This is a genomic window from Chryseobacterium balustinum, from assembly GCF_900168205.1.
Lineage (GTDB): Bacteria > Bacteroidota > Bacteroidia > Flavobacteriales > Weeksellaceae > Chryseobacterium > Chryseobacterium balustinum.
Map to the genome: position 1 here is coordinate 34101 of NZ_FUZE01000018.1, position 21358 is coordinate 55458.

General features: G+C 32.6%; 21 protein-coding genes and 2 pseudogenes. 20 read left to right on the plus strand and 3 right to left on the minus strand.

All coding sequences use genetic code 11. From position 1 onward, the window contains the following. The first annotated feature begins 9 nt into the window (after positions 1 to 9). Positions 10 to 588: a HupE/UreJ family protein gene (locus tag B5X64_RS16750; protein WP_079466336.1), complete on the plus strand. Its 579-nt coding sequence runs from the start codon at positions 10 to 12 to the stop codon at positions 586 to 588. On the opposite strand, the gene B5X64_RS16755 is transcribed toward B5X64_RS16750, so the two are convergent. Beyond that, positions 568 to 1953, minus strand: coding sequence for an MFS transporter (locus B5X64_RS16755; protein WP_079466337.1), 1386 nt, complete (start codon positions 1951 to 1953; stop codon positions 568 to 570). The two genes, B5X64_RS16750 and B5X64_RS16755, sit on opposite strands and share 21 nt — an antisense overlap. An 86-nt stretch (positions 1954 to 2039) precedes the next feature. Between B5X64_RS16755 and B5X64_RS16760 the strand changes: the two genes are divergently transcribed. The 16 genes and pseudogenes from B5X64_RS16760 (at position 2040) to B5X64_RS16840 (ending at position 18247) form a co-directional block, all read left to right on the plus strand. Then, on the plus strand, positions 2040 to 2411 hold the full coding sequence (locus B5X64_RS16760) for a winged helix-turn-helix transcriptional regulator (protein WP_066681811.1): 372 nt from the start codon (positions 2040 to 2042) through the stop codon (positions 2409 to 2411). An 11-nt stretch (positions 2412 to 2422) separates the two neighbouring features. After that, complete coding sequence (locus B5X64_RS16765) at positions 2423 to 4801, plus strand: M1 family metallopeptidase (protein WP_079466338.1); 2379 nt, start codon at positions 2423 to 2425, stop codon at positions 4799 to 4801. A 152-nt stretch (positions 4802 to 4953) separates the two neighbouring features. Beyond that, positions 4954 to 5232: a co-chaperone GroES gene (locus B5X64_RS16770; RefSeq protein ID WP_066681821.1), complete on the plus strand. Its 279-nt coding sequence runs from the start codon at positions 4954 to 4956 to the stop codon at positions 5230 to 5232. A gap of 46 nt (positions 5233 to 5278) precedes the next feature. Continuing rightward, positions 5279 to 5635 carry a four helix bundle protein gene (locus tag B5X64_RS16775; RefSeq protein WP_079466339.1) on the plus strand — a complete coding sequence of 119 codons (357 nt, stop codon included), beginning with the start codon at positions 5279 to 5281 and terminating at the stop codon, positions 5633 to 5635. Positions 5636 to 5738: 103 nt separating this feature from the next. Further along, positions 5739 to 7364, plus strand: a complete 1626-nt coding sequence (groL, locus tag B5X64_RS16780; protein WP_079466340.1) for a chaperonin GroEL — start codon at positions 5739 to 5741, stop codon at positions 7362 to 7364. 254 nt (positions 7365 to 7618) lie between these two features. Beyond that, complete coding sequence (locus B5X64_RS16785) at positions 7619 to 8602, plus strand: SMODS domain-containing nucleotidyltransferase (RefSeq protein WP_079466341.1); 984 nt, start codon at positions 7619 to 7621, stop codon at positions 8600 to 8602. Then, the gene (locus B5X64_RS16790; protein ID WP_079466342.1) at positions 8595 to 9500 is read left to right on the plus strand and encodes an S-4TM family putative pore-forming effector; all 906 of its coding nucleotides are present in this window, start codon (positions 8595 to 8597) and stop codon (positions 9498 to 9500) included. The genes B5X64_RS16785 and B5X64_RS16790 overlap by 8 nt, the downstream gene beginning before the upstream one ends. Positions 9501 to 10285: 785 nt before the next feature. Then, a complete protein-coding gene (locus B5X64_RS16800; protein ID WP_079466344.1) occupies positions 10286 to 11128 on the plus strand; it encodes a Kelch repeat-containing protein in 843 nt (280 codons plus the stop codon). Positions 11129 to 11229: 101 nt separating this feature from the next. Then, a complete protein-coding gene (locus B5X64_RS16805; RefSeq protein WP_079466345.1) occupies positions 11230 to 11685 on the plus strand; it encodes a hypothetical protein in 456 nt (151 codons plus the stop codon). Between the two features lie 152 nt (positions 11686 to 11837). After that, positions 11838 to 12428 carry a hypothetical protein gene (locus tag B5X64_RS16810; RefSeq protein WP_079466346.1) on the plus strand — a complete coding sequence of 197 codons (591 nt, stop codon included), beginning with the start codon at positions 11838 to 11840 and terminating at the stop codon, positions 12426 to 12428. 167 nt (positions 12429 to 12595) lie between these two features. Further along, positions 12596 to 13021, plus strand: a complete 426-nt coding sequence (gene arr, locus B5X64_RS16815) for an NAD(+)--rifampin ADP-ribosyltransferase (protein ID WP_079466347.1) — start codon at positions 12596 to 12598, stop codon at positions 13019 to 13021. Positions 13022 to 13177: 156 nt separating this feature from the next. Continuing rightward, positions 13178 to 13678 (plus strand): GNAT family N-acetyltransferase, encoded by a 501-nt coding sequence (locus B5X64_RS16820; RefSeq protein ID WP_079466348.1) that lies wholly within the window; start codon positions 13178 to 13180, stop codon positions 13676 to 13678. A 157-nt stretch (positions 13679 to 13835) separates the two neighbouring features. Next, a complete protein-coding gene (locus B5X64_RS16825) occupies positions 13836 to 15893 on the plus strand; it encodes a M48 family metalloprotease (protein ID WP_079466349.1) in 2058 nt (685 codons plus the stop codon). Positions 15894 to 15980: 87 nt separating this feature from the next. Next, positions 15981 to 16649, plus strand: a pseudogene (locus tag B5X64_RS16830) (aminoglycoside 6-adenylyltransferase); the annotation flags it as partial. Positions 16650 to 17490: 841 nt separating this feature from the next. Next, entirely contained in the window at positions 17491 to 17955 is a 465-nt protein-coding gene (locus B5X64_RS16835) for a hypothetical protein (RefSeq protein WP_079466351.1), read from the plus strand. Between the two features lie 28 nt (positions 17956 to 17983). After that, positions 17984 to 18247 carry a hypothetical protein gene (locus tag B5X64_RS16840; protein ID WP_079466352.1) on the plus strand — a complete coding sequence of 88 codons (264 nt, stop codon included), beginning with the start codon at positions 17984 to 17986 and terminating at the stop codon, positions 18245 to 18247. 162 nt (positions 18248 to 18409) lie between these two features. Here B5X64_RS16840 and B5X64_RS16845 read toward each other — a convergent pair whose 3' ends face one another. Both B5X64_RS16845 and B5X64_RS16850 read right to left on the minus strand, forming a co-directional pair. After that, positions 18410 to 18772: a hypothetical protein gene (locus B5X64_RS16845; RefSeq protein ID WP_079466353.1), complete on the minus strand. Its 363-nt coding sequence runs from the start codon at positions 18770 to 18772 to the stop codon at positions 18410 to 18412. Beyond that, entirely contained in the window at positions 18769 to 19695 is a 927-nt protein-coding gene (locus tag B5X64_RS16850; protein WP_079466354.1) for an IS1595 family transposase, read from the minus strand. Before B5X64_RS16850 ends, B5X64_RS16845 begins: the two co-directional genes overlap by 4 nt. 135 nt (positions 19696 to 19830) lie before the next feature. Here B5X64_RS16850 and B5X64_RS16855 point away from each other — a divergent pair. From B5X64_RS16855 to B5X64_RS16865, 3 genes and pseudogenes are all read left to right on the plus strand, one after another. Continuing rightward, positions 19831 to 20037 (plus strand): annotated as a pseudogene (locus B5X64_RS16855) (aminoglycoside 6-adenylyltransferase); the annotation flags it as partial. 179 nt (positions 20038 to 20216) lie between these two features. Next, positions 20217 to 20978 carry a hypothetical protein gene (locus tag B5X64_RS16860; RefSeq protein WP_079466356.1) on the plus strand — a complete coding sequence of 254 codons (762 nt, stop codon included), beginning with the start codon at positions 20217 to 20219 and terminating at the stop codon, positions 20976 to 20978. Between the two features lie 5 nt (positions 20979 to 20983). Further along, positions 20984 to 21346: a DUF2200 domain-containing protein gene (locus tag B5X64_RS16865; RefSeq protein ID WP_079466357.1), complete on the plus strand. Its 363-nt coding sequence runs from the start codon at positions 20984 to 20986 to the stop codon at positions 21344 to 21346. Positions 21347 to 21358: the final 12 nt, after the last annotated feature.

Sequence of the window (21358 nt, forward strand, 5' to 3'; positions counted from 1 at the left end):
AATCGGAAAATGCAGGACTTTTTATTTTATTTAAAACTCGGTTGGGAACACATTATTTCATTAGATGCGCTTGATCATCAGCTTTTTGTTTTGGCTTTAATTGCTGTTTACACCTTCAAAGAATGGAAAAAAATTCTGATCTTGGTAACCGCATTTACCATCGGACATTCTATAACATTGGCTTTAAGTATTCTCGATGTTGTAAGACTTCCTTCAGATTGGGTTGAATTTTTGATTCCTTTGACGATTGTTTTAACCGCTGCCGGAAATATTATAATGAAAAATAAAAAACAGGCGCAGAATAAAACCAATTATTATTTAGCACTCTTTTTCGGACTCATTCACGGGTTAGGATTTGCCAATACCGCAAGAGTGATGATCGCTAAAAGCCAGAGCATTGCCGTTCCGCTTTTAGGTTTTAATATTGGTTTGGAAGCTGGCCAAATTGTTATTGTTTTTGCTATTTTGATTTTGCTTTTTATTCTTTTAAATCTATTCAAAGTAAACAAAAAAGACTGGATTTTGTTTGTATCGTCAGGAGTTTTCGCTTTAGCTTTAAAAATGACCTTAGAGAGAATTCCTTTTTAATCTAAAAAAGGAAATTAAAAATATACTTATCGTAATCAATAATAAAAAAATCATTATGCAGGTTGCCATAAAGTATCCATCATCAAAACTAAAGTAGACCCTGCCCACCAAACTTACCCCAAATCCTATAGAAATTTGTTGTATAGTCAAATAAACTCCGGATGCAAGAGAAGTAATTGAAACAGGTAATTTTCTCATTGCATTGGTAAACATAGATGGCAAAACGATTCCGCATCCTATTCCGTAAAAGAATAATACAGCGCAAATAATTGGTAAGTTAACTGTTGAGGTACTAACGGCGTAAATATGTCCTACAAGTCCTAAAACCATGATTAGTAAACCGAAAACAATAAATTTCTCCTGATATTTATTTAAAAACCTAACGGATAATAAAGATGCTAAAACATAACCAATTCCTTGGCAAGCAAACAATAATCCTGTTTTTGTAGAGCTCAAATGATGATGTTCTTCAAAAAAATTGGCATTGATAAAAAAATAAGAATCCTGAACCAGATAATAAGTTATGGCTGCTAAAAGTGCTATTTTAAAACTTGGATATAAAAAAGGTTTCATATTGATTAAAACCTCTTTTCCCTTTTTAAATTTCCTTTTTTGATTTAAAATGAAAAGAATCAAACCGGTTAAAGATGAAAGCAGTAACAGAATATTGTTTGTCCTCCAACCTTCTTCACCACTGATGACAATTGCATACATCAAAACAATCAGGAGAATAATCAATGTTATTTGTGGAAAGATTTGTATGGATTCTTTTGTATTAATTTCAACTTCTTTAAGATATTTATTAGCCAAAATAATGACCAAAAGTGCAATTGGAATATTAATAAAGAAAACAAGTCGCCATGCATCAAAACTCAAATGAAGATCGGGGATTATTCCGCCTAAAACCTGTCCTATAACCGAAGCAATTCCTGCAATCGCACCGTAAATACCTAAAGCTTTTACCCTTTCTTCTTCAATTGTAAAAACATTGGATATTAAAGCAACGCCCTGCGGAACCATAAAAGCAGCCGAAATACCTTGAAAAAGTCTGCTTACATTCAATGCTGTTGCAGAAGTAGAATTTCCACAAAAAAATGAAAACACCATAAAGCTGAACATGGAAACAATAAAGGTTTTCCTATGCCCATATTTGTTCCCTATTTTACTTCCCGTAATCAGAAAAGCACCGTAGCCGATAATATAAAAGACGATTATAAACTGTGTTTCGGCAGTACTTGCGTTGATAGAATTTTTGATGGATGGTATTGCAATATTGACAATGAAAAGATCCAGAACACATAAAAAAATCGACATCGAAATGACAATTAAACTCAGCCATTTGTTAAACTCTTGAAAATTTCTCATTTTTATTGATAATATTTTAACTTTACGGCATCAAAAGTAAGAACCTCAAATCCTGCTGTCAAGTAGGTGAAAAAAACATACTCAGTATGAATTTTAATACTAATTCTGATAATGAAACCGTTAGCTGTACAGAAAATTTTCTTTTTCTGGCAAATAATTGCTACGCAGAGCACGCTTTGAAGATGATTAATGGAAAATGGAAGATTTCTCTGATAAAAATTATTGCTAATGAATGCCCAAAAAGATTCGGAGTTCTGAAGCGGGAATTAGATAATTTAGCACAGGGAACATTAACCACGATTTTAAAAGAATTGGAAAATGACGGTCTTATTTTGAGAATTGCTTATGCTGAAATTCCTCCGAGAGTAGAATATAAATTAACAGAAAAAGGGATTGCCTTTTTGCCTATTATAAAATCAATGGAAGACTGGTGGTTAGCTTTTCCTGAAAACAATTAAAAATATTAGCTATGAAATTTAAAGTTGCTGCACTTTCAGTTCTATTTTATACCGGCGCTTTTGCTCAGAATATTCAAAATAATCCGGGTAGCAACCACGGAAACAGATTTGAACAGTTGGGAACTATTCTTCCTACACCAAACGTTTACAGAACAGCTTCAGGAGCTCCGGGACAGGCATACTGGCAAAACAGGGCAGATTACGACATCACTGCATATTTGGATGAAGATAAAAGAAATCTGAAAGGTTCTGAAACGGTTACGTATCACAACAATTCATCCGATGATTTAGATTATATTTGGCTTCAGCTAGATGAAAACCAACAATCAACGTTAAATAAAGCAGATTATCAGTTCTCTTCTACCCTCCCAAAATCTTTAAATGACCAGCAATTAAAGACGACTGATCTTCCCGCAAAAGATAATGGACACGGCGTAAATCTGGAAAAAGTAACTGATGCTTCAGGAAATCCGTTGAAATATACCGTCAACAAAACCATGATGCGTATTGATTTGCCTAAAGTGTTGAAAAAAGGCGAAAAATTCATCTTTAAAATCGATTGGAATTACAATATTCCGAACCGTATAAAAATGGGCGGTCGTGGTGGTTACGAAAATTTCGCAGAAGACGGAAATGATTTGTACACCATTACACAATGGTTTCCTAGAATGTGCGTTTACAGTGATTTTCAGGGATGGCAGAATCATCAGTTCACAGGAAGAGGCGAATTTGCTTTAGTTTTTGGAAATTATAAAGTTTCGATGAACGTTCCGGCGGATCATATTATTGGCGGAACCGGAGAATGTAAAAATTATGAACAGGTTCTTTCATCAGAACAATTATCAAGGTACAAAAAGTCTCAAACCTCAGCTGAGCCTGTAGAAATTGTGACTTTGGATGAAGCTAAAAAAGCAGAAAAAAATCATTCAAAGCAAAGAAAAACTTGGGTTTTTGAAGCGAAAGACGTGAGAGATTTTGCCTGGACCTCTTCAAGAAAATTTGTTTGGGATGCCATGGGCGTTACCATTCCTGAAAACAACAATAAAGTAATGGCGATGAGTTTCTACCCAAAAGAAGCTTATGGTTTGTATAGAAAATATTCAACAAAAGCTATTGCTCATACAATTAAAACGTATTCAGAATTTACAATTCCGTATCCTTATCCGGTAGCTCAATCTGTGGAAGCTTCCAACGGAATGGAATATCCGATGATCTGTTTCAACTTTGGAAGAACAGAAAAAGACGGAACCTATTCTGAAGGTACAAAAAACGGAATGATTGGTGTGATTATTCATGAAGTTGGACACAACTTTTTCCCGATGATCATCAATTCAGACGAAAGACAATGGAGCTGGATGGATGAAGGTTTAAATACCTTTACAGAATATTTAACCGAAGAAAAATGGGATAATAAATTCCCGTCAAAACGTGGTCCGGCTTGGACGATTGTTGATTACATGAAACTTCCGAAAGATCAATTGGAGCCAATTATGAGTAATTCCGAAAACATTATTCAGTTTGGTCCGAATGCTTATTCAAAACCAGCAACAGGACTGAATATTCTTCGTGAAACGATTATGGGAAGAGAGCTTTTCGACAAAGCTTTTAAAACCTATTCTAAAAGATGGGCTTTCAAACATCCTGAGCCTGCAGATTTTTTCAGAACAATGGAAGATGCCAGCGGCGAAGACTTAGATTGGTTCTGGAGAGGATGGTTTTACGGAACAGATCCTGTAGACATTGCTATTGATAAAGTGACCATGGCAAGTCCGGATTTCAGCACTGTAAAAGAAGCTAATGAAACTAAATACAAAGTAGAAGAACCTTTACAAAATCCTTTTGAAGATATTTCAAAAATCCGAAATAAAGAAGATAAAACGATTGCATTTGAAGTAGATAAAGATAAAGATTTACAAGATTTTTATTACCGCTATGACCGTGGTCAGGAAAAAGTAGATATCAATAAAGAATACACTTTAAAAACAGAAGGAAATATAGCTTTAGACAAAAAAGAACAGGAAAAGCTTAAAAACATCAATGCTTATCAAATTGACTTTGTAAATAAAGGAGGTTTGGTAATGCCGGTTATTCTTGAATTTACATTTGAAGATGGCTCAAAATTAAGAGATAAGTCTTCGGCTCAAATCTGGAGACACAATGAAAAGAAAATTTCAAAAACGTTTTATTTTGACAAAAAATTAAAATCTATTCAGCTTGATCCGATGCGAGAAACAGCAGATATTGACACTTCAAATAACTTTTGGAGCAATGACGGAACAAGTTCTGAAACTTCAAAATTCCAGGTTTTCAAAGAAAAGCAAAACGGAACAGTAAGAGGTGGCGCCAATGGAAAAGTAAACCCAATGCAGGCTGCAGGAAAGAAAAACTAAAATTTAGTAAAAAAGTTCACTTATAACAAGTGAACTTTTTTTCTGCCAAAATTTCACATCTTCAAAAAAAATCTGCCAAAAATCTACTTCCAGCCTATTGGCACGCATTTAGAGAATTACAACACAGAAATAATTAAAAAATAAAATATATTATGTCAGTAAACTTTAAACCCTTAGCAGACAGAGTTTTGATAGAGCCAATCGCTGCAGAAACTAAAACAGCTTCAGGTATTATTATTCCAGACACCGCAAAAGAAAAACCTCAAGAAGGTACTGTAGTAGCGGTAGGTCCTGGTAAAAAAGATGAGCCTACAACTGTACAGGTAGGTGACAAAGTTCTTTATGGAAAATATTCAGGTTCTGAATTAAAATTAGACGGAAAAGATTTCTTAATCGTTAAGGAAGCTGATCTACTAGGAATAATTGGCTAATGGCTTTTTGCTTCTAGCTTTTTGCAATTAAGTTCAAGCTAATACTATGAGAGATTTTAAGAAATTTGAAGTTTGGCAATTGAGCCATCAATTAACTTTAAAAATTTATAATTCAACCAAGAGTTTTCCTAAAGAAGAGATTTTTGGATTGACCTCTCAAATCAGAAGATCATTTGCCTCAATCGGATATAATATTTCGGAAGGAAGCGGAAGAAATTCAGATAAAGAATTTGCTAATTTCATCAATATTGCACTAGGCTCGTCAAATGAAGCTGAAAACCAATTAATACTTTCTAAAGATTTAAATTACATCAACGAAATTGATTATCAAAATCTTTCAGAAGAACTTATAATATTAAAAAAGAAGCTTGTAACACTTTGGAACAGGCTCAATGGAAAATAGCTTTTAGCAAATCGCTGATAGCTCAAAAAAAATCAAATTATAAATTAAAACCGCGAATTGCTAAAGCCAAAAGCTAAAAGCAAATCGCCAAAAGCTAAACAACATGGCAAAAGAAATAAAATTCGATATCGAGTCAAGAGACGCTCTAAAAAGAGGGGTTGATGCATTGGCTAATGCAGTAAAAGTAACTTTAGGACCAAAAGGTAGAAACGTAGTGATCGAAAAATCTTTCGGTGCACCTCACGTTACTAAAGATGGTGTTTCTGTAGCAAAAGAAATCGAACTTGAAGACAGAGTAGAAAATATGGGAGCGCAAATGGTAAAAGAAGTTGCTTCCAAAACTAATGATATCGCAGGAGACGGTACTACTACCGCTACTGTTTTGGCACAGGCTATCGTAAGAGAAGGTCTTAAGAACGTAGCTGCAGGTGCAAACCCAATGGATTTGAAAAGAGGGATCGACAAAGCAGTAACTGCAGTTGTTGAAAACCTTAAATCTCAATCTAAAACAGTTGGTGATTCTACAGAAATGGTGAAGCAAGTTGCTTCAGTTTCTGCTAACAACGACGAAACAATCGGTGCTTTAATCGCTGAAGCTTTCGGAAAAGTTGGTAAAGAAGGAGTTATCACAGTAGAAGAAGCTAAAGGTATCGACACAACAGTTGATGTTGTAGAAGGTATGCAGTTTGACAGAGGTTACCAGTCGCCATATTTCGTGACTAACCCTGAGAAAATGTTAGTTGAACTAGAAAATCCTTACATCCTTTTAGTGGAGAAAAAGATTTCTTCAATGAAAGAATTGCTTCCGGTTCTTGAGCCAATCGCTCAAGGAGGTAAATCTTTATTGATTATCTCTGAAGAAGTTGAAGGTGAAGCTTTGGCAACTTTAGTGGTAAACAAATTGAGAGGTTCTCTTAAAATTGCTGCTGTAAAAGCTCCAGGATTTGGAGACAGAAGAAAAGCAATGTTGGAAGATATCGCAATCCTTACAGGAGGAACAGTGATCTCTGAAGAGCAAGGTTTCACAATGGAAAACATTACCATTGATATGTTGGGAACTGCTGAGAAAGTATCTATCGACAAAGACAACACAACAGTTGTAAACGGTGGTGGTGAAGAAAGCAAGATCAAAGGAAGAGTTGCTCAGATCAAAGCTCAGATGGAAACGACTACTTCTGACTACGACAGAGAAAAACTACAGGAGAGATTGGCTAAATTAGCTGGTGGTGTTGCCGTACTTTACGTAGGTGCAGCTTCTGAAGTTGAAATGAAAGAGAAAAAAGACAGAGTTGATGATGCACTTCACGCTACAAGAGCAGCAGTTGAAGAAGGTATTGTTGCAGGTGGTGGTGTTGCTTTCGTAAGAGCTATTTCTGCTTTAGAAAATCTTCAAGGGATCAATGCTGACGAAACTACAGGGATCAAGATCGTAAAAAGAGCAATCGAAGAGCCATTGAGACAAATCGTTGCTAACGCAGGAGGTGAAGGTTCTGTAATCGTTGCTAAAGTTGCAGAAGGAACTGGAGATTTCGGTTACAATGCTAAAACTGACGAGTATGTAAACATGCTTGAAGCAGGTATCATCGACCCTACAAAAGTAACAAGAGTTGCCCTTGAAAATGCAGCTTCTGTTTCTGGAATGCTATTGACAACTGAATGTGTGATCACTGAAGTGAAAAGCGCAGAACCAGCTATGCCAATGGGAGGTGGAATGCCGGGAATGATGTAACGGTCATCGACCGAGGCAATATAAATTTAAACCGTTCAGATTTTTCTGAGCGGTTTTTTATTTTCAAATAACTAAAATACGGTTTTCCGTAATGAGAAATTATTTTAATATTTTAAATTAGTCCAAAATATATTTTATCAATACAATTACAACAATAATATAACAATTAATCACAGTAACTTTTCTCAAAATATCTCATTATCATTACAGATTCTGTGTATATTTGAGATATATCATCAATATTTACACAAATTATGGCAAAAACAGTAGATAAAGCATTTAGTGAATTTAATACAGAAACCGTGAATTTAAACCCAGATAGAACATCAAAAGCCAAGTCGAGTCGTGATTGGTTATGGGGTCAATTAAATGCATTGGATTCTAAAGAAGGTTTAGAGTTTCCTTTCAAAAATCATTATAAACATATAAAATTTGGATCTTTCGCAAGGAAAACAAAAATTCGAGAACTTGATGATATTGATATAATGTTTTGTTTTACTGCAAATGATGCAACTTACTCACAATCTGGTAATACATATTATATACAGACTATAAATGCTGGTGAAAGACTAAAAAAATTATCAGATAATAACATTTTAAATTCAAAAAAGGTTGTAAATAAAGTAAAAAATTCTCTTTCAGAAATTGAACATTACAAATCTGCAGAAATTCACTCAAGAGGTGAAGCCGCTACACTAAGCCTTCAAAGTTATGAGTGGGTTTTCGATATTGTTCCTTGTTTTTATACAGACACTAATCTTTATCTTATTCCAGATGGTAATGGAAATTGGAAGTCTACTGATCCTCGAATTGATCAAGATTTAATCACATCTACAAATCAGAATTATGATGGCAAATTATTACAACTAATTAGAACTTTAAAATATTGGAATAAACATAATTCTTCTTATATTATTGGATCATATCTTTTTGAACAGTTTGTAATTAATTTTGCAAAAACAAAAGCAGAATTATCTAAATGGATAGATTTTGATATTAGAGATTTTTTTTATTATCTAAAAAATCATATTTATAATAATGTTAACGATCCAAAAGGTATTCAAGGAAACTTGAATAATCTTACCTTTGAACAAAAATATTCAATATCAAACAAAGCTAATTGGGCTTATGATAAAGCTGTAGAGGCTATAAATGCAGAAACAAAGGATTCACATCAAGAAAAAGCTATAAATAAGTGGCGTGAAATATTTGGAACTAAATTTCCAATTTATGAATAAAGGAAAAGATATATTCAATAGACAAAATTTAGCTATAAACATTGATAAACTTCTTGCTCAAAGAAGATTATACTCTAATGCAAAAAAGGTAAATTACTTTCTTATTTGTCTCACGGTGATTATACCCATAATTATTTCATTAATAACTAATCTTACAATAATTGAAATTAATGACAAACATTGGATTTATGTTTTATTCACTGTCTTTGCAATTATTTTAGAAAAAATTTTTGAAATTTATATAGATAGATGCAAAAAAACGGCCGCTTCAATTCAAGAAGATTTTGATACAACAATTTTTCCACTTCCTGAAAATGAATTGCTAAATACTACATATGTTGATGCAGATATAATTAGATATTACTCAAAGAAAGATAAAAACAACAATAAAAAGGTTGAAAAGGTAACCAGTTGGTATTCGAAAGAAATTAAAAATATTGATACAAACATTGCTATATTATTTTGTCAAAGAATGAATATTTGCTATGATCAAAATATTAAAAAGAAATACAATATACTTCTTATCATACTGTCAATTTTGACATTTCTTATTTTATTAAGTTTTTCACTATCAAATAATTTTTCTTTAATGAAGTTTATGATAGAAGTAGTTTTACCTTCAATTCCAATATTTAATTTCACATATAAAGAATTTAACACCAACTTAGAATCAGTTGATAATCTTCAAAAACTCAGAGAAATTATTGAAGAAAATTTGAACTCAATTTCTCTGAACGACTCTATTAGTACTGAAGAACTTCGTAGAATACAAGATAGAATTTATCAAAATAGAATATTAAGTCCTTTAATTCCTGACTTCATTTATAGTTTTTTATGGAGCAAATTAGAAGATCAAATGAATTATTCTGTTAAAACTAAAATAGAAGAAATTAGCTAAATAACCTCCCAACTGCGCAAAGTCTCATGACTTTGTGCAATAATGATAAAACAAAACCGCTCCCATCTGAGCGGTTTTTCCATATCAAAACGAATTCAAGATCTCATATTTCCAATCCTCCATTTTTTCCTATCTTTAAAACCAAATCCCCCTCGCTCCGCAAAGTCTCCCGACTTTGAGGCAGTAAAACAAATTCCAAAACATGATCAAATACCCGATGTCGCGGATTTGGAATCTGTGACTTTCCCAATGCTGGTGTAAACGTCTCGCTCATACTCAAAAACACAAAAACCGCTCCATCCGAGCGGTTTTCACTTTTCAATATAATCTATAAATAGAAAACTACACTTTTTGCCTGGAATTCCAGCCTAATTGCTTGATCGTCGAACCTTTTAGGTTAGAAGTTCACCCTTTTTGCTCGGAATTTCAGCCTAATTGCCTGGTCGTTGAACCTTTTAGACTGGAAAACTACCCTTTTAGGTTCAAATTCCACCCTTTTTGCATGGAATTCCAATCATATTGATTCGTCATTGAACGATTTTGACTGATTAATAAGATTACATTAAAGAAATTATATTTGTAGAATGGTTTTTCCATTTCAAAACAAAGTCGATATCTCACACTTCCAATCCACCACTTTTCCCTATATTTAAAACATATTTTCCTACACAGAGAATCAATTAGACCAAACCTCAACGCCCTTGAAAACAAAATCATTTCTCCTTTCACTTTTCGGTTTATGCTTAGTCAATGCACAAACCCTAAATTTTAAACATCTCGCGGATATGTCTATGAAAAGAGGAGCGATAAGCAGTACCATTGCAGATGACAATATCTATGTGAGCAATGGCTATAAAGATACGGATGGTAATGCCACTATTATTGAAAAATACAGTATTAAAGATAACCGTTGGAGTGTAATCAATTCTAGTCTGGTTCCTAAAAGATTCGCCAATTCGGAGACTTACAATAATAAAATCTATATTTTTAACGGTTGGGGAAACAGCAATCTTGAAATTATAGACCTTGAAACGCATAAAAAGACAAAGGGAGCAGTTAATCATGCCTACACAGGAAATGCAGGTTCTGCCATTCATAACGGAAAAATATATACGTTCGGAGGAAGTGGGCTAAACAATGCCGCCACCACCGTATTTTCTGATAGATTCCAATATTATGACATTGCTTCAGACACATGGCATCGTTTACCGGATATGCCAACAGCCAGAGAAGCAAGGGGCAAAATTGTGAATGATAAGCTTTATGTTATTGGTGGCTTTAACGGAACCTCATCCCGTCTGGTGAATGTTTACGATATCAACAAAAATATGTGGACAGAGCAATATACGATGCCTGCTGCGATATCCGGTCATTCATTAGCGGTGTCCGGTAATAAGATCTTTATTGCAGGCGGTTATAATAATCAAAATTTTCTGGCCTATTTTGATACAGAAACCAATAAATTACATAAGTTATCATCCAATATGATTCCCAGACGACACGCTGCTGCAGAAATATATAATAATAAATTATACATCATGGGTGGAAGTACAGCATCTTCAACCAAATCATCTATTAAAAGCATTCAGGTTGCAGATATTAGCGAAGGAGCACTTTCCGCTAAATAAATATTCCACCGCTGCCACACAGATCCCCTCGTGTGGCTTTGTGAAAATTATTCCGTTAAGTCTCCCTACTTTGTCGATGTGTTAAAAACAAATTCCATCTAATGATCAAACAAATTCTTTCAACTTTAATTTTATCTCTCTTCCTCATCAACTGTAAAACCCCAGAAACCATAAAATACGTCGTCGGTCAGGAGTGGAATTACAAAACCCGCACAGGTGAGGAAAAATCCACGCTGAAAATTTTAAAAATAGAAGATTATCCAAAACACGGAAAGGTGATTCACATCTCAATTGGTGGATTGAAGGTGGGAGATCCTGATGTAGAAAAAGGTTTTGCAAAGGAATTCACACACATTCCAATTACTGAGGAAGCATTAGATAAAAGTGTTACTAAATTAAAAAACGAAAAAGTAAAACTTCCCAGTAAAATAGACGGCTACGATTATTGGAAAGAAGAATTTGACCAAGGAATCGCTGGAGTATTTTCAATCCCAGTCTCTGAAATTGTAGATTTAATGGAAGAATCAATCATCACCGGAAATGGCGTTGTGGAATAGATCACATTATTTTAATGTCCTCGCTGTCGCAGATTTGCAATCCGTGACTTTTAATATAGAGCATAAATTATAAATCCACACTATCCAAAATATTATAAACCTTTCCCATTTCCAGAACGGTTTTTTGTTAATTTTACAGTCAACAATAAATTATGAGTTATATAGAAACGAAAATTGATGAAGCATTCATTACGACTTTCCTGCTTCCGAGAGAAAAGGTAGTGACCGATTTTTTAGTGGATGTGTTGAGTTCTCAATATCAATTTAGAGAAGATGACAGAAAAATCGAAGTAATTAGTTTGTATTATTATGCTGCCAATCCTTTGGCTTTTCTATTTGCTTTGCCCAATTATGAATATTACGCTCCAGATAAAACCACGCAGATCGCAGAATTGCATTTGAAAAATCATTCTTTGGAAGACTACTCCTATTTTGATGTTCAGGAATTGTGTAAAACAGTTTTGAATGAAAATAATATCGATTATTCAGCCTATCTCAATGATGAAAATCACTTGGATTTTGCCAATTATTGGGAAAATCAAAACGGTTTGGAAATTGACTTCATTAAAAACTGCTGGAAAAAAGCAAAAGAAAATACCCGCTCAAAAATGATTGGATTTTTAGAATCATCAGACAATTCAGCAGGAATATTTGATTTGGATAATGGTTTTGAACTTCCATTTGAAATAGAAATTGATGAATATTTACAATCCAGAGGTTTTCTAATTAATAAAGAAATTTAAATTTGATAAAGTGAAAACAATCACGAAAGAGACTCTCCCACTTCCGTACAATTGCATCCTGCAGCTTATCTAAAAAATCAAAACCGCTCAATTCCCAGAGTGTTTTTTTCATTTCAAAACAAATTCTTAAGTTTACAGGTTCTGCAAACCTAAAAAATCCTTTCGTAATGGAAAACAAAAAAGATGAACAAATTCTGGATAACGGTCCGTTCTACCACGGTACAAAAGCCGATTTACAAATTGGTGATCTGCTCAATCCCGGATTCGAGTCGAATTACTATCCCGAGATCATTATGAATCACATCTATTTTACGGCATTACAAAACGGCGCCGGATTAGCTGCTGCGCTCGCAAAAGGTGATGGCTGTGAAAGAATTTATATCGTAGAACCAACAGGAACATTTGAAAATGACCCCAACGTAACCGATAAAAAATTTCCGGGAAACCCTACCCGCTCTTATCGAAGTACAGAACCTTTAAAGATTATTGGCGAGGTCACCGAATGGATTAAACTAACAGATGAAGAACTTCAAAACTGGAAGGAAAGAATTGCAAAACTTCGGGAAAATCCTGATGCTGAGATTATTAATTAAAACATAAATCTATTTATAAATAAAGAAATTACAATGAATGTTATATTGGCGAAAATCGGAGTTAAACATCAAGTTAAAACTCTCATTAATTACCATCTGTGCCAATAGTAACAATCAATATTTCTGAGTAAAAAATCACCAAATCATAAAAATAAAATGAACCTTCCACCATACAATAAATTTCCGGAAATTGATTCCGAAACCATTATTTTGAGAGAAATTAAAGATGATGATATCAAAGATGTTGTTGAAATATCTTTCTATGATGCAATGCCTGCTTCTACTGTTGAAAATGCAAAAGAAATGCAGAATAGAATCAATCAGGATTACCAAAACGGCACATCAATTCATTGGGGAATAGCCAATAAACAAACCAATCAAATTATGGGTACCTTAGGCTATTATCGTGGTTTTGATAATGGAATTGGAGAATTGGGTTGTGTATTAAAACCTGAATTTTATGGAAAAGGTTTTATGACAACAGCGATGAAACTGGCTGCCGAATTTGGACTTAATCATATGGGTCTTACAAAAGTAATTGCGATTACAGACAAAAATAATAACAGCGCAATAAAACTTTTCAACAGAGTTGGCTTTGTTAAAACGGCAGATCTTGAAGAAAATGAAATTGAATATCAATTTGTAAATAAATTTTAACCGCGAAGTTCACGTAAAAGCACAATTTGTTTTAATTAAAAAAAACATTATTAACGACGCACTTCCCTATCCTATCTAATGAAAATTTAACTCCACCTCGAAGGATTTTTCTTGTTCTATTAAACCAATGTATGTATTATTGTAAAAAAAAATAATCATGCTCATTCAGGTTTCCCAGGATTTTAAGAAAAAGACCAAGGCGGCAGTTTCTTCTATCATCATATTTGTTTTTGTTTATATTCTTATTTTTCTTTTCACGATTGTTTTAGCTTTAGCCTGTATTGGTGGCGGAATTTGGCTCATCATTGCAAAACCTATGTTTCTTACCCTTATGGTTGGTGCAGGTTTAGCAGGAACAGGAATTTTTGTATTCTTTTTTATCATCAAATTTTTATTTAAAAAACACATCAACGATAGAAGTTATCTCACCGAAATCAAAAGATTAGACGAGCCAGAACTCTTTAAAATGATTGACGAAATCGTAAAAGAAGCAGAGACTAACTTTCCGAAAAAGGTCTATTTATCTTATGATGTGAATGCAAGTGTATTCTACGATTCCAGTTTTTGGAGTATGTTTTTTCCTATTCAGAAAAATCTTACGATTGGAGTCGGACTTATCAATACCACCACAAAGCAAGAACTTAAAGCAATCCTATCTCACGAATTTGGACATTTCTCACAACGCTCAATGAAGGTTGGAAGTTATGTTTATAATGTAAATCAGATTATTTTTAATTTGGTGAATGACGATGCATCTTACCGGAATTCTATAGAAAAGTTTGCCAGTTTCAGCGGTTATTTTTCAATTTTTGCATCACTTGCTATTTTTTTCACTTCAAAAATACAATGGGTTCTTGCCAAGATGTATTCTTACGTCAACATCCGTCATATGGCACTTTCCAGAGAAATGGAATTTCATGCAGATGAAATTGCGGCCAATATTTCGGGTTCTATTTCTTTAGAAGAATCACTTTTGAGATTAGAGCTTGCCAGTAATTCTTACAATAATGTGATTAATTTTTATGAAGCGAGAATTTCTAAAAATCAGTCGAGTAAAAACATTTACAGAGAACAGTTTTTTGTTATGAATTTTCTTGCAGAGCAAAGCGAGCTGGAAACGAAATACAATCTTCCTTATGTGAAACTTACAGAATCTGGCTTGTTTAATAAATCAAAATTGAATATAGAAAACCAGTGGGCATCACATCCTTCCACCGAAGACCGAGTTGCAAAACTCAGACAGCTCAATATCGTAAAGGAAACCGACAATCAACCGGCAAAAGAATTATTTAGAGATTTTGAGAAAACCGAAGAAAAACTGACCGCAAAACTTTTCTCAAACGTAAAATACAAACATGGCAGAACGGATTTAGAGTTTGAAAATTTTAAATCTGAATTTGAAGCACAATATCAAAACGATTCTTTCGATAAAATTTTTAATAATTATTACGATAACAAAAACCCAAATTCTGAAGCTAAAGAAAATGCTTTATCAGAAAACATTCAGTTCGAAAATCTTTACGACAACGAAAAAGTAGAACTTGTCTACACATTAATCGCTTTGGAAAATGATAAAAAAACCATCGAAGCTATTGCCAATAAAGAATTTATTTTAAAAACATTCGACTACGACGGAAGAAAATACAAAGCCACGGAAGCTAAGAAGCTCATCCCGGCAATTGACAAATCTATCGTGGAAAATAAAAATCTGATTGCTAAAAATGATTCCGACATTTACAATTATTTCCTAAAAGTTGCAGAAAACCAGAATAGAAAATCAGGATTTATAAGCCTTTATCAGGCTTTTGTAGATTATGATAAGCAATACGAAGATCAATATAAACTGTATATAGATCTTGTAAATGCTACTGCTTTTATCAGTACAAGAACACCGTTCGAGCAAATAAAAAATAATTTTATTACTCTTAAAACTCTTGAAGAAAAATTAAAATATGAAATAAGGTTTCATCTTCAGAATTCACTTTTAACTAAAGATTTGAGCGAACAAGAAGTGAAAGATTTAGAATACTATATAGAAAAAGAACATATATATTTCAATAATGAAGAGTATTTTGATCATAATTTACAAATACTCATGAATGCAATCAATACTTTGCCGTACTTCCTTCATCGAAAGTATTTTTTAAAGAAAAAAGATTTGCTTACTCTAATGAAAGAGCTGGAAGAAAGTCAGCATGTAGAAAAAGTTTCTTAAGAATTTTTATAAGCCGTTCAGATTTCTGGGCGGTTTTTTTGTAATTTAATGCCTAACAGTTGCCCCAACCTATTAAACCAACTCATTATGAAAGCCAGAGAAGAAAAATTAAAATCAATCATTAATTGGTCAGAAAACAACGAAGATGTAAAAGTAGTTTTGCTTACAAGCTCACTCGCAAATCCTTTAGCCCCTGTTGATGAATTTAGCGATTTAGATATTGAACTTATTTTTGAAAATAATACCCAGTATATTTCAGACAAGAATTGGACGCATTACTTTGGAAATCCAATTGCCATGATTGAAGAAGATGAAAATAGCTTTGATGGAAAACATGCAATGAAAATGATTTTGTATGATGATCATGTAAAAGTTGATTTCAAACTATTCAGCAAAGACAAGTTTTTGGAAGAGGTAAGATTAAAAGAATTACCTAAAGATTGGGATATTGGCTATAAAATTCTGATCGACAAAGAAGGTATTACACAGGAAATGCAAAAACCTAGTTTTCAGGTTTCCATCATCAAAAGACCATCAAAAGAAGAGTTCCAGCTTATTCTCAATGACTTTTGGTGGGATACAACGTACGTCGCAAAATCTCTTGCGAGAGATGAGATATTCTATGCGAAATTTATGTCGGAAACCAATATCCGAACCGAATATTTAATTCCTCTCATTGAATGGTATATCGCAAGTGAACACAACTGGAAGATAACAACCAATAAATACGGACGGCTATTTAAAAAAGGCACTAACATATAATGTTACACCGGTTTTAGTTAATAAAAAAGAGAGCAATAAATTATTGCTCTCTAATTTTGTGTAATTAGTTAAAATTTCCCAAAAGTTTGGTCACGTTCGGGATATTTCGTATATTTGCATCGAAAAATATCTAATCAGAATCGAGCTCTGAAAAGATAAATACTCCACAGGTAAAAGGTATGTCCGTGGACTAAGTAGTAGTCATACCTGTAACCCAAATACTAATAAGCATGGCAACAACAATGTTAATCATTGCGATACTAGGATTAGCACTTAACGTATATAATACGTGGGCTAAGAAATAGTACATTACTACATCACGTAGTTATTTAGACTGGATGAAGCTTCATTTGCACGAACATCTTCATTACTGACCTGATAAGTTTTCCCCTTATCGGGTCATTTTCTTTTGCAAAGATACAACATATATATCTTATATACCAATTACACAATAATGTATTTCAGTAGTTAATGTCTATACTTATCTATTGGTTTTATCAATGACAGCTTTAATACCTTTATCAATAGCGTTATTAGCACCTCTATCTCTAACTTTACTACTAATATAAGAAACATATCTCTTTTCTTTTTATATTTGTAGTTCAAATTTTAACGACAAAACAAAGCGTTTGCTTTTTATACTACCTTACAGGAATCTGGTAAATTCAAAAATTAGGAGTAGATAAATAAGCGAAATGCTCATGCCATAGGGCGTGGGCTTTCCTGTTTATTTCCTAATGGCTTACCAGAGCCTCTGTAAGAATAGATAGTGCAAAGTCCCACGCTTTTCTATTTAATAATCTCACTTTGGGACTGAGTGATTAAAAATTCACTTATGAAAAAGTTTATCATTATTGCAACGCTTTTAACAGGAGTCTTTTGTTTTTCCCAAACCGCAACTAAAAAGTACAATTCAATCTACAAGCGATATGAATATTTTGATTCTAGCGGAAATATGACTGGTTATGAAAAGTATAACAGCTTCTCAAAACAATGGGAATATTATAGTACAAATAATTCTCAGTCTCGACAACCTACACAATATAGTTCACCTCAACAATTAGATATTTCTGGATTGGGTAATGCGATGACAACAAAGCAAAACAGATATAATAAAGCTCAAGCTACGATTGATGATATTACATCTCAAATAAAATCTATGAATATATCAAATGAGCGTAAAACCAAAATATTAAATGCTTTTAATAAAACAGTTGAAATGAATATTAGAAGAATTTCTAATGGTGATGTTAATTGGCTTTATGAAGTTACAAATCTAATTATCGAGAGTGACGATTAATTTGTATATTTAGAAAAACTTTTAATTTATGAATCCAAAAAAAGCTACACAAGCACAATTAGAAAAACTTAAAGAATTAAGAACTCAATTAATATCGCCATCAATAGATATTAGGATTGGAATACTTGTACATATTGACCAAATTCTGAAAGATATTGATTTTATCAGCAGTTTTCACTCAAATCTGTCAACTGATTTAGTTATATACAAAATGCAAAGAGAAAAGTTTAATTTTGACTCTATAGTGCAAACTGTAAATCATGCAATTAATTACTACGAAGAACTGAAATAATCTCTTTAAAATTACTTTTTAAAGATTCAAAATCACTACTGAATTTAGATATAGTTTCTAAAATTCGTATTCTTTGTTCAGTAACCTGAAAAGAATGTTTTCGATTTTGTTTTTCTATTTTTAATTTTAATTTTTCCATAATATTATTAAATATTAAAGCCCCTAATTGGGGCTTTTTGGTTGTATTTTAATCAATTGTTGGATGAGCCTCTCAAACTCGATATCTACTATTGATTCTTTGTCTTTTTTTATTTTTTTGTTCAATTTTTTAAACTCTATGTAGTCTTTAGATAATTCAAGTAATGCACAAATTCGTATAGTTCTAAGTAGAATAGATTCGTTTTCAAGATAATCTAAAGGTTTAATTTTTTCTAAGTCTCTACCATTCTTATTTAGTTCTTGAAGTATATCACTATCTTTAATTGTGTCAAGTACATACGTTTTAAAGAATTCATTCAAAAGACTATTGTCTTTAAATTTCTTGTCATATTGCTTTTTGAATTCTTGAAATACTCTTTCTTTCATGTCTTCGCTGTTAACGATTGCCAAGTTAATCTTTTTTGTTGAGTTTTTTCTAAGTACATTTCAAATCTTTTATCAGTAAGCAGTTCTTTTGTGTTGTATCTAAACGTCATTTCATTAAGATATAACTGTAAATGTCTCTTACTCGTTTTGTAATAAACTCCAATAATTGAACGCTTCAAATGTGACCAAAAGCATTCTATTGCATTAGTTGTTGTTCCTTCATCTGCATATTGTTTCTTTGCATGGTCAACATATGTATGAGTGTGGAAATAGTTTCCTATGTTTTTGTAAGCATGCCATTCATCAGTCATTACATGAGAATCTCGATTGATATGTTGATACAATAAAGGTTTAATTGTTCTTCCTTTTGTATCTGAAACAACTATTGCTTTTACCCATCCTGTTGATTCTTCTATTGCTCCGAATACAGGAACTTTATCCTTGAAACTTCTACCTTGTGACTGAGGAACCTTTTTGTCTTTGTGGCGGTTTTTGTTTTTACCACCGACAAAAGTTTCATCACATTGTACAACCCCTTCGAATTCTTTCTGAAATGATTCATGTTCAGTTGCGTATCTTAATCTCTGTAATATAAACCATGCCGTTTTTTGAGTCACTGCTAAATCACGGGCTAATTGATAACTACTAATACCTCGCTTATGAGAAGTATACAGATATATACCAATAAACCAATTTTGTAATGATATTTTAGAGCCTTCAAAAATAGTATTTGTCCTTGCATTAAAATACTTTCCTGTATTTTTACATTTGTATCTGTTATCCTTACATACATAAACTTTTGAAGTAGTATCAAATGGGCTTACAACTCCATTTTTCCAGCGAAGTTGTGTAAGATAATCAATACAAGACTGTTCATTAGGAAAAGCCCTAATTAGGTCTAAAATACTCGAAAATTTAAGCATTGGGATTTGTTAGTAAGAGATATAAATTTACGAAAAAATTACGATATATGCAAGTTTTGTTGAGTGATAAATGAATATTTAACAATATTACGTATCGATTTTAACATTTAGTGTAAAGTAGTATATCAGTGCCTTAAAAAATATCTAACCCCTGAAATGTGGATAAAAACCGAGCAAACATTTTCAGGAAGCAATATAAAAGATAATTGGACAGCTTTATTGGCAATGGCTGATTTAGTTTCAGAAATCGGAACTGAATTAGCAGAAAAATTAGATTATGAATATCCTTTTAAATTAGAAAAAGATATCCGAAAGTATTTATATGAGCTTCAAATAAAGTAGAATTATTTTAAATTTAATAAGTAAGCTGAACTCCACGACTTTTTTCTAAACAATATTTTCCTATCAGGCATTTTGTTTAATTTAGTTCGATTGAAAAAACATTGGCTCAGATTGAGAATTAAAACTACAATCGTAAAAACACAAGCTTATAACTATAATTCATAAACTGACTACACAAAATGAAATTTAGATTATTACTTTTAATTGTACTCGTTTCTCAAATTTGTTTTTCTCAAATTGAAAAAATTGATGCCCATAAAGTAGCTAACATCAACTATGTTATTGATTTATTTAAACAGAAAAATATTGAAGACATTTCACAAAACGTAAATTATCCTCTAAGAAGAGAATATCCGATTCCTGAAATTAAAAATAGAGAACAATTTAAACAACGTTTCACTGAAGTTTTTGATGAAGTACTTATTAACAATATTGCTAATTCAAAACTCAAACAATGGTCAGAAATGGGTTGGAGAGGAATTATGCTGGACAACGGAACTATATGGATAGACAGTGATGAAGGAAAAATAATTGCAGTAAACTATCAAAGTGATTTTGAAAAAAAGCTAAAAGAAAATTTAATAAATAAGGAAAAAGAAAATGTACACGTTTCGTTAAAAACTTTCGAAAGCCCTACGTATAAAATAAAAACTAAAAATTATCTGATTAGAATTGACGAATTAGAAAACAAAAAATACAGATATGCTTCCTGGAAAATAAGCAAAAAAGAATCTTCAAAACCCGACCTCATTCTTAATAATGGAGAATTGGATTTTCAGGGAAGCGGCGGAAATCACGTTATTATTTTCACCAATGGAAATTACATCTATAAGGTCTATAGAAATATTATTGGAGAAGAAAGTACACCCGACATCACCCTTGAAATCGAAGAAAATGGAAAAATAATTTTACATCAAAACGGAATATTAATAAGAGAGTAAAAAATATGAAAACCACACCTGAACATAATGAGAGAATTGCAAAAATGACCTTTTCATCCGTCTATCCACACTATCTTACAAAAGTAGAAAGCAAAGGCAGAACCATTGAAGAATTACATCAGGTGATAGAATGGTTAACAGGTTTTGATGCTCAAAAACTGCAGGAACTCATTGACGAAAAAGCAACATTCGAAACATTTTTTAAGAACGCAAAACTAAATCCTAATGCTCATCTTATAACAGGAGTAATCTGTGGCTATCGAATTGAAGAAATTGAAAATCCGTTGACAAAACAGGCAAGATATTTAGATAAATTAGTAGACGAATTGGCAAAAGGAAGAAAGATGGAAAAGATTTTAAGACAGTAATCTCAAACGAAA

What these genes read in the sequence shown, in the direction of transcription:
- B5X64_RS16750 (WP_079466336.1), top strand. Translation starts at nt 10, where the DNA reads ATGCAGGACTTTTTATTTTATTTAAAACTCGGTTGGGAACACATTATT.
- B5X64_RS16755 (WP_079466337.1), bottom strand. Translation starts at nt 1,953, where the DNA reads ATGAGAAATTTTCAAGAGTTTAACAAATGGCTGAGTTTAATTGTCATT.
- B5X64_RS16760 (WP_066681811.1), top strand. Translation starts at nt 2,040, where the DNA reads ATGAATTTTAATACTAATTCTGATAATGAAACCGTTAGCTGTACAGAA.
- B5X64_RS16765 (WP_079466338.1), top strand. Translation starts at nt 2,423, where the DNA reads ATGAAATTTAAAGTTGCTGCACTTTCAGTTCTATTTTATACCGGCGCT.
- B5X64_RS16770 (WP_066681821.1), top strand. Translation starts at nt 4,954, where the DNA reads ATGTCAGTAAACTTTAAACCCTTAGCAGACAGAGTTTTGATAGAGCCA.
- B5X64_RS16775 (WP_079466339.1), top strand. Translation starts at nt 5,279, where the DNA reads ATGAGAGATTTTAAGAAATTTGAAGTTTGGCAATTGAGCCATCAATTA.
- groL (WP_079466340.1), top strand. Translation starts at nt 5,739, where the DNA reads ATGGCAAAAGAAATAAAATTCGATATCGAGTCAAGAGACGCTCTAAAA.
- B5X64_RS16785 (WP_079466341.1), top strand. Translation starts at nt 7,619, where the DNA reads ATGGCAAAAACAGTAGATAAAGCATTTAGTGAATTTAATACAGAAACC.
- B5X64_RS16790 (WP_079466342.1), top strand. Translation starts at nt 8,595, where the DNA reads ATGAATAAAGGAAAAGATATATTCAATAGACAAAATTTAGCTATAAAC.
- B5X64_RS16800 (WP_079466344.1), top strand. Translation starts at nt 10,286, where the DNA reads ATGTCTATGAAAAGAGGAGCGATAAGCAGTACCATTGCAGATGACAAT.
- B5X64_RS16805 (WP_079466345.1), top strand. Translation starts at nt 11,230, where the DNA reads ATGATCAAACAAATTCTTTCAACTTTAATTTTATCTCTCTTCCTCATC.
- B5X64_RS16810 (WP_079466346.1), top strand. Translation starts at nt 11,838, where the DNA reads ATGAGTTATATAGAAACGAAAATTGATGAAGCATTCATTACGACTTTC.
- arr (WP_079466347.1), top strand. Translation starts at nt 12,596, where the DNA reads ATGGAAAACAAAAAAGATGAACAAATTCTGGATAACGGTCCGTTCTAC.
- B5X64_RS16820 (WP_079466348.1), top strand. Translation starts at nt 13,178, where the DNA reads ATGAACCTTCCACCATACAATAAATTTCCGGAAATTGATTCCGAAACC.
- B5X64_RS16825 (WP_079466349.1), top strand. Translation starts at nt 13,836, where the DNA reads ATGCTCATTCAGGTTTCCCAGGATTTTAAGAAAAAGACCAAGGCGGCA.
- B5X64_RS16835 (WP_079466351.1), top strand. Translation starts at nt 17,491, where the DNA reads ATGAAAAAGTTTATCATTATTGCAACGCTTTTAACAGGAGTCTTTTGT.
- B5X64_RS16840 (WP_079466352.1), top strand. Translation starts at nt 17,984, where the DNA reads ATGAATCCAAAAAAAGCTACACAAGCACAATTAGAAAAACTTAAAGAA.
- B5X64_RS16845 (WP_079466353.1), bottom strand. Translation starts at nt 18,772, where the DNA reads ATGAAAGAAAGAGTATTTCAAGAATTCAAAAAGCAATATGACAAGAAA.
- B5X64_RS16850 (WP_079466354.1), bottom strand. Translation starts at nt 19,695, where the DNA reads ATGCTTAAATTTTCGAGTATTTTAGACCTAATTAGGGCTTTTCCTAAT.
- B5X64_RS16860 (WP_079466356.1), top strand. Translation starts at nt 20,217, where the DNA reads ATGAAATTTAGATTATTACTTTTAATTGTACTCGTTTCTCAAATTTGT.
- B5X64_RS16865 (WP_079466357.1), top strand. Translation starts at nt 20,984, where the DNA reads ATGAAAACCACACCTGAACATAATGAGAGAATTGCAAAAATGACCTTT.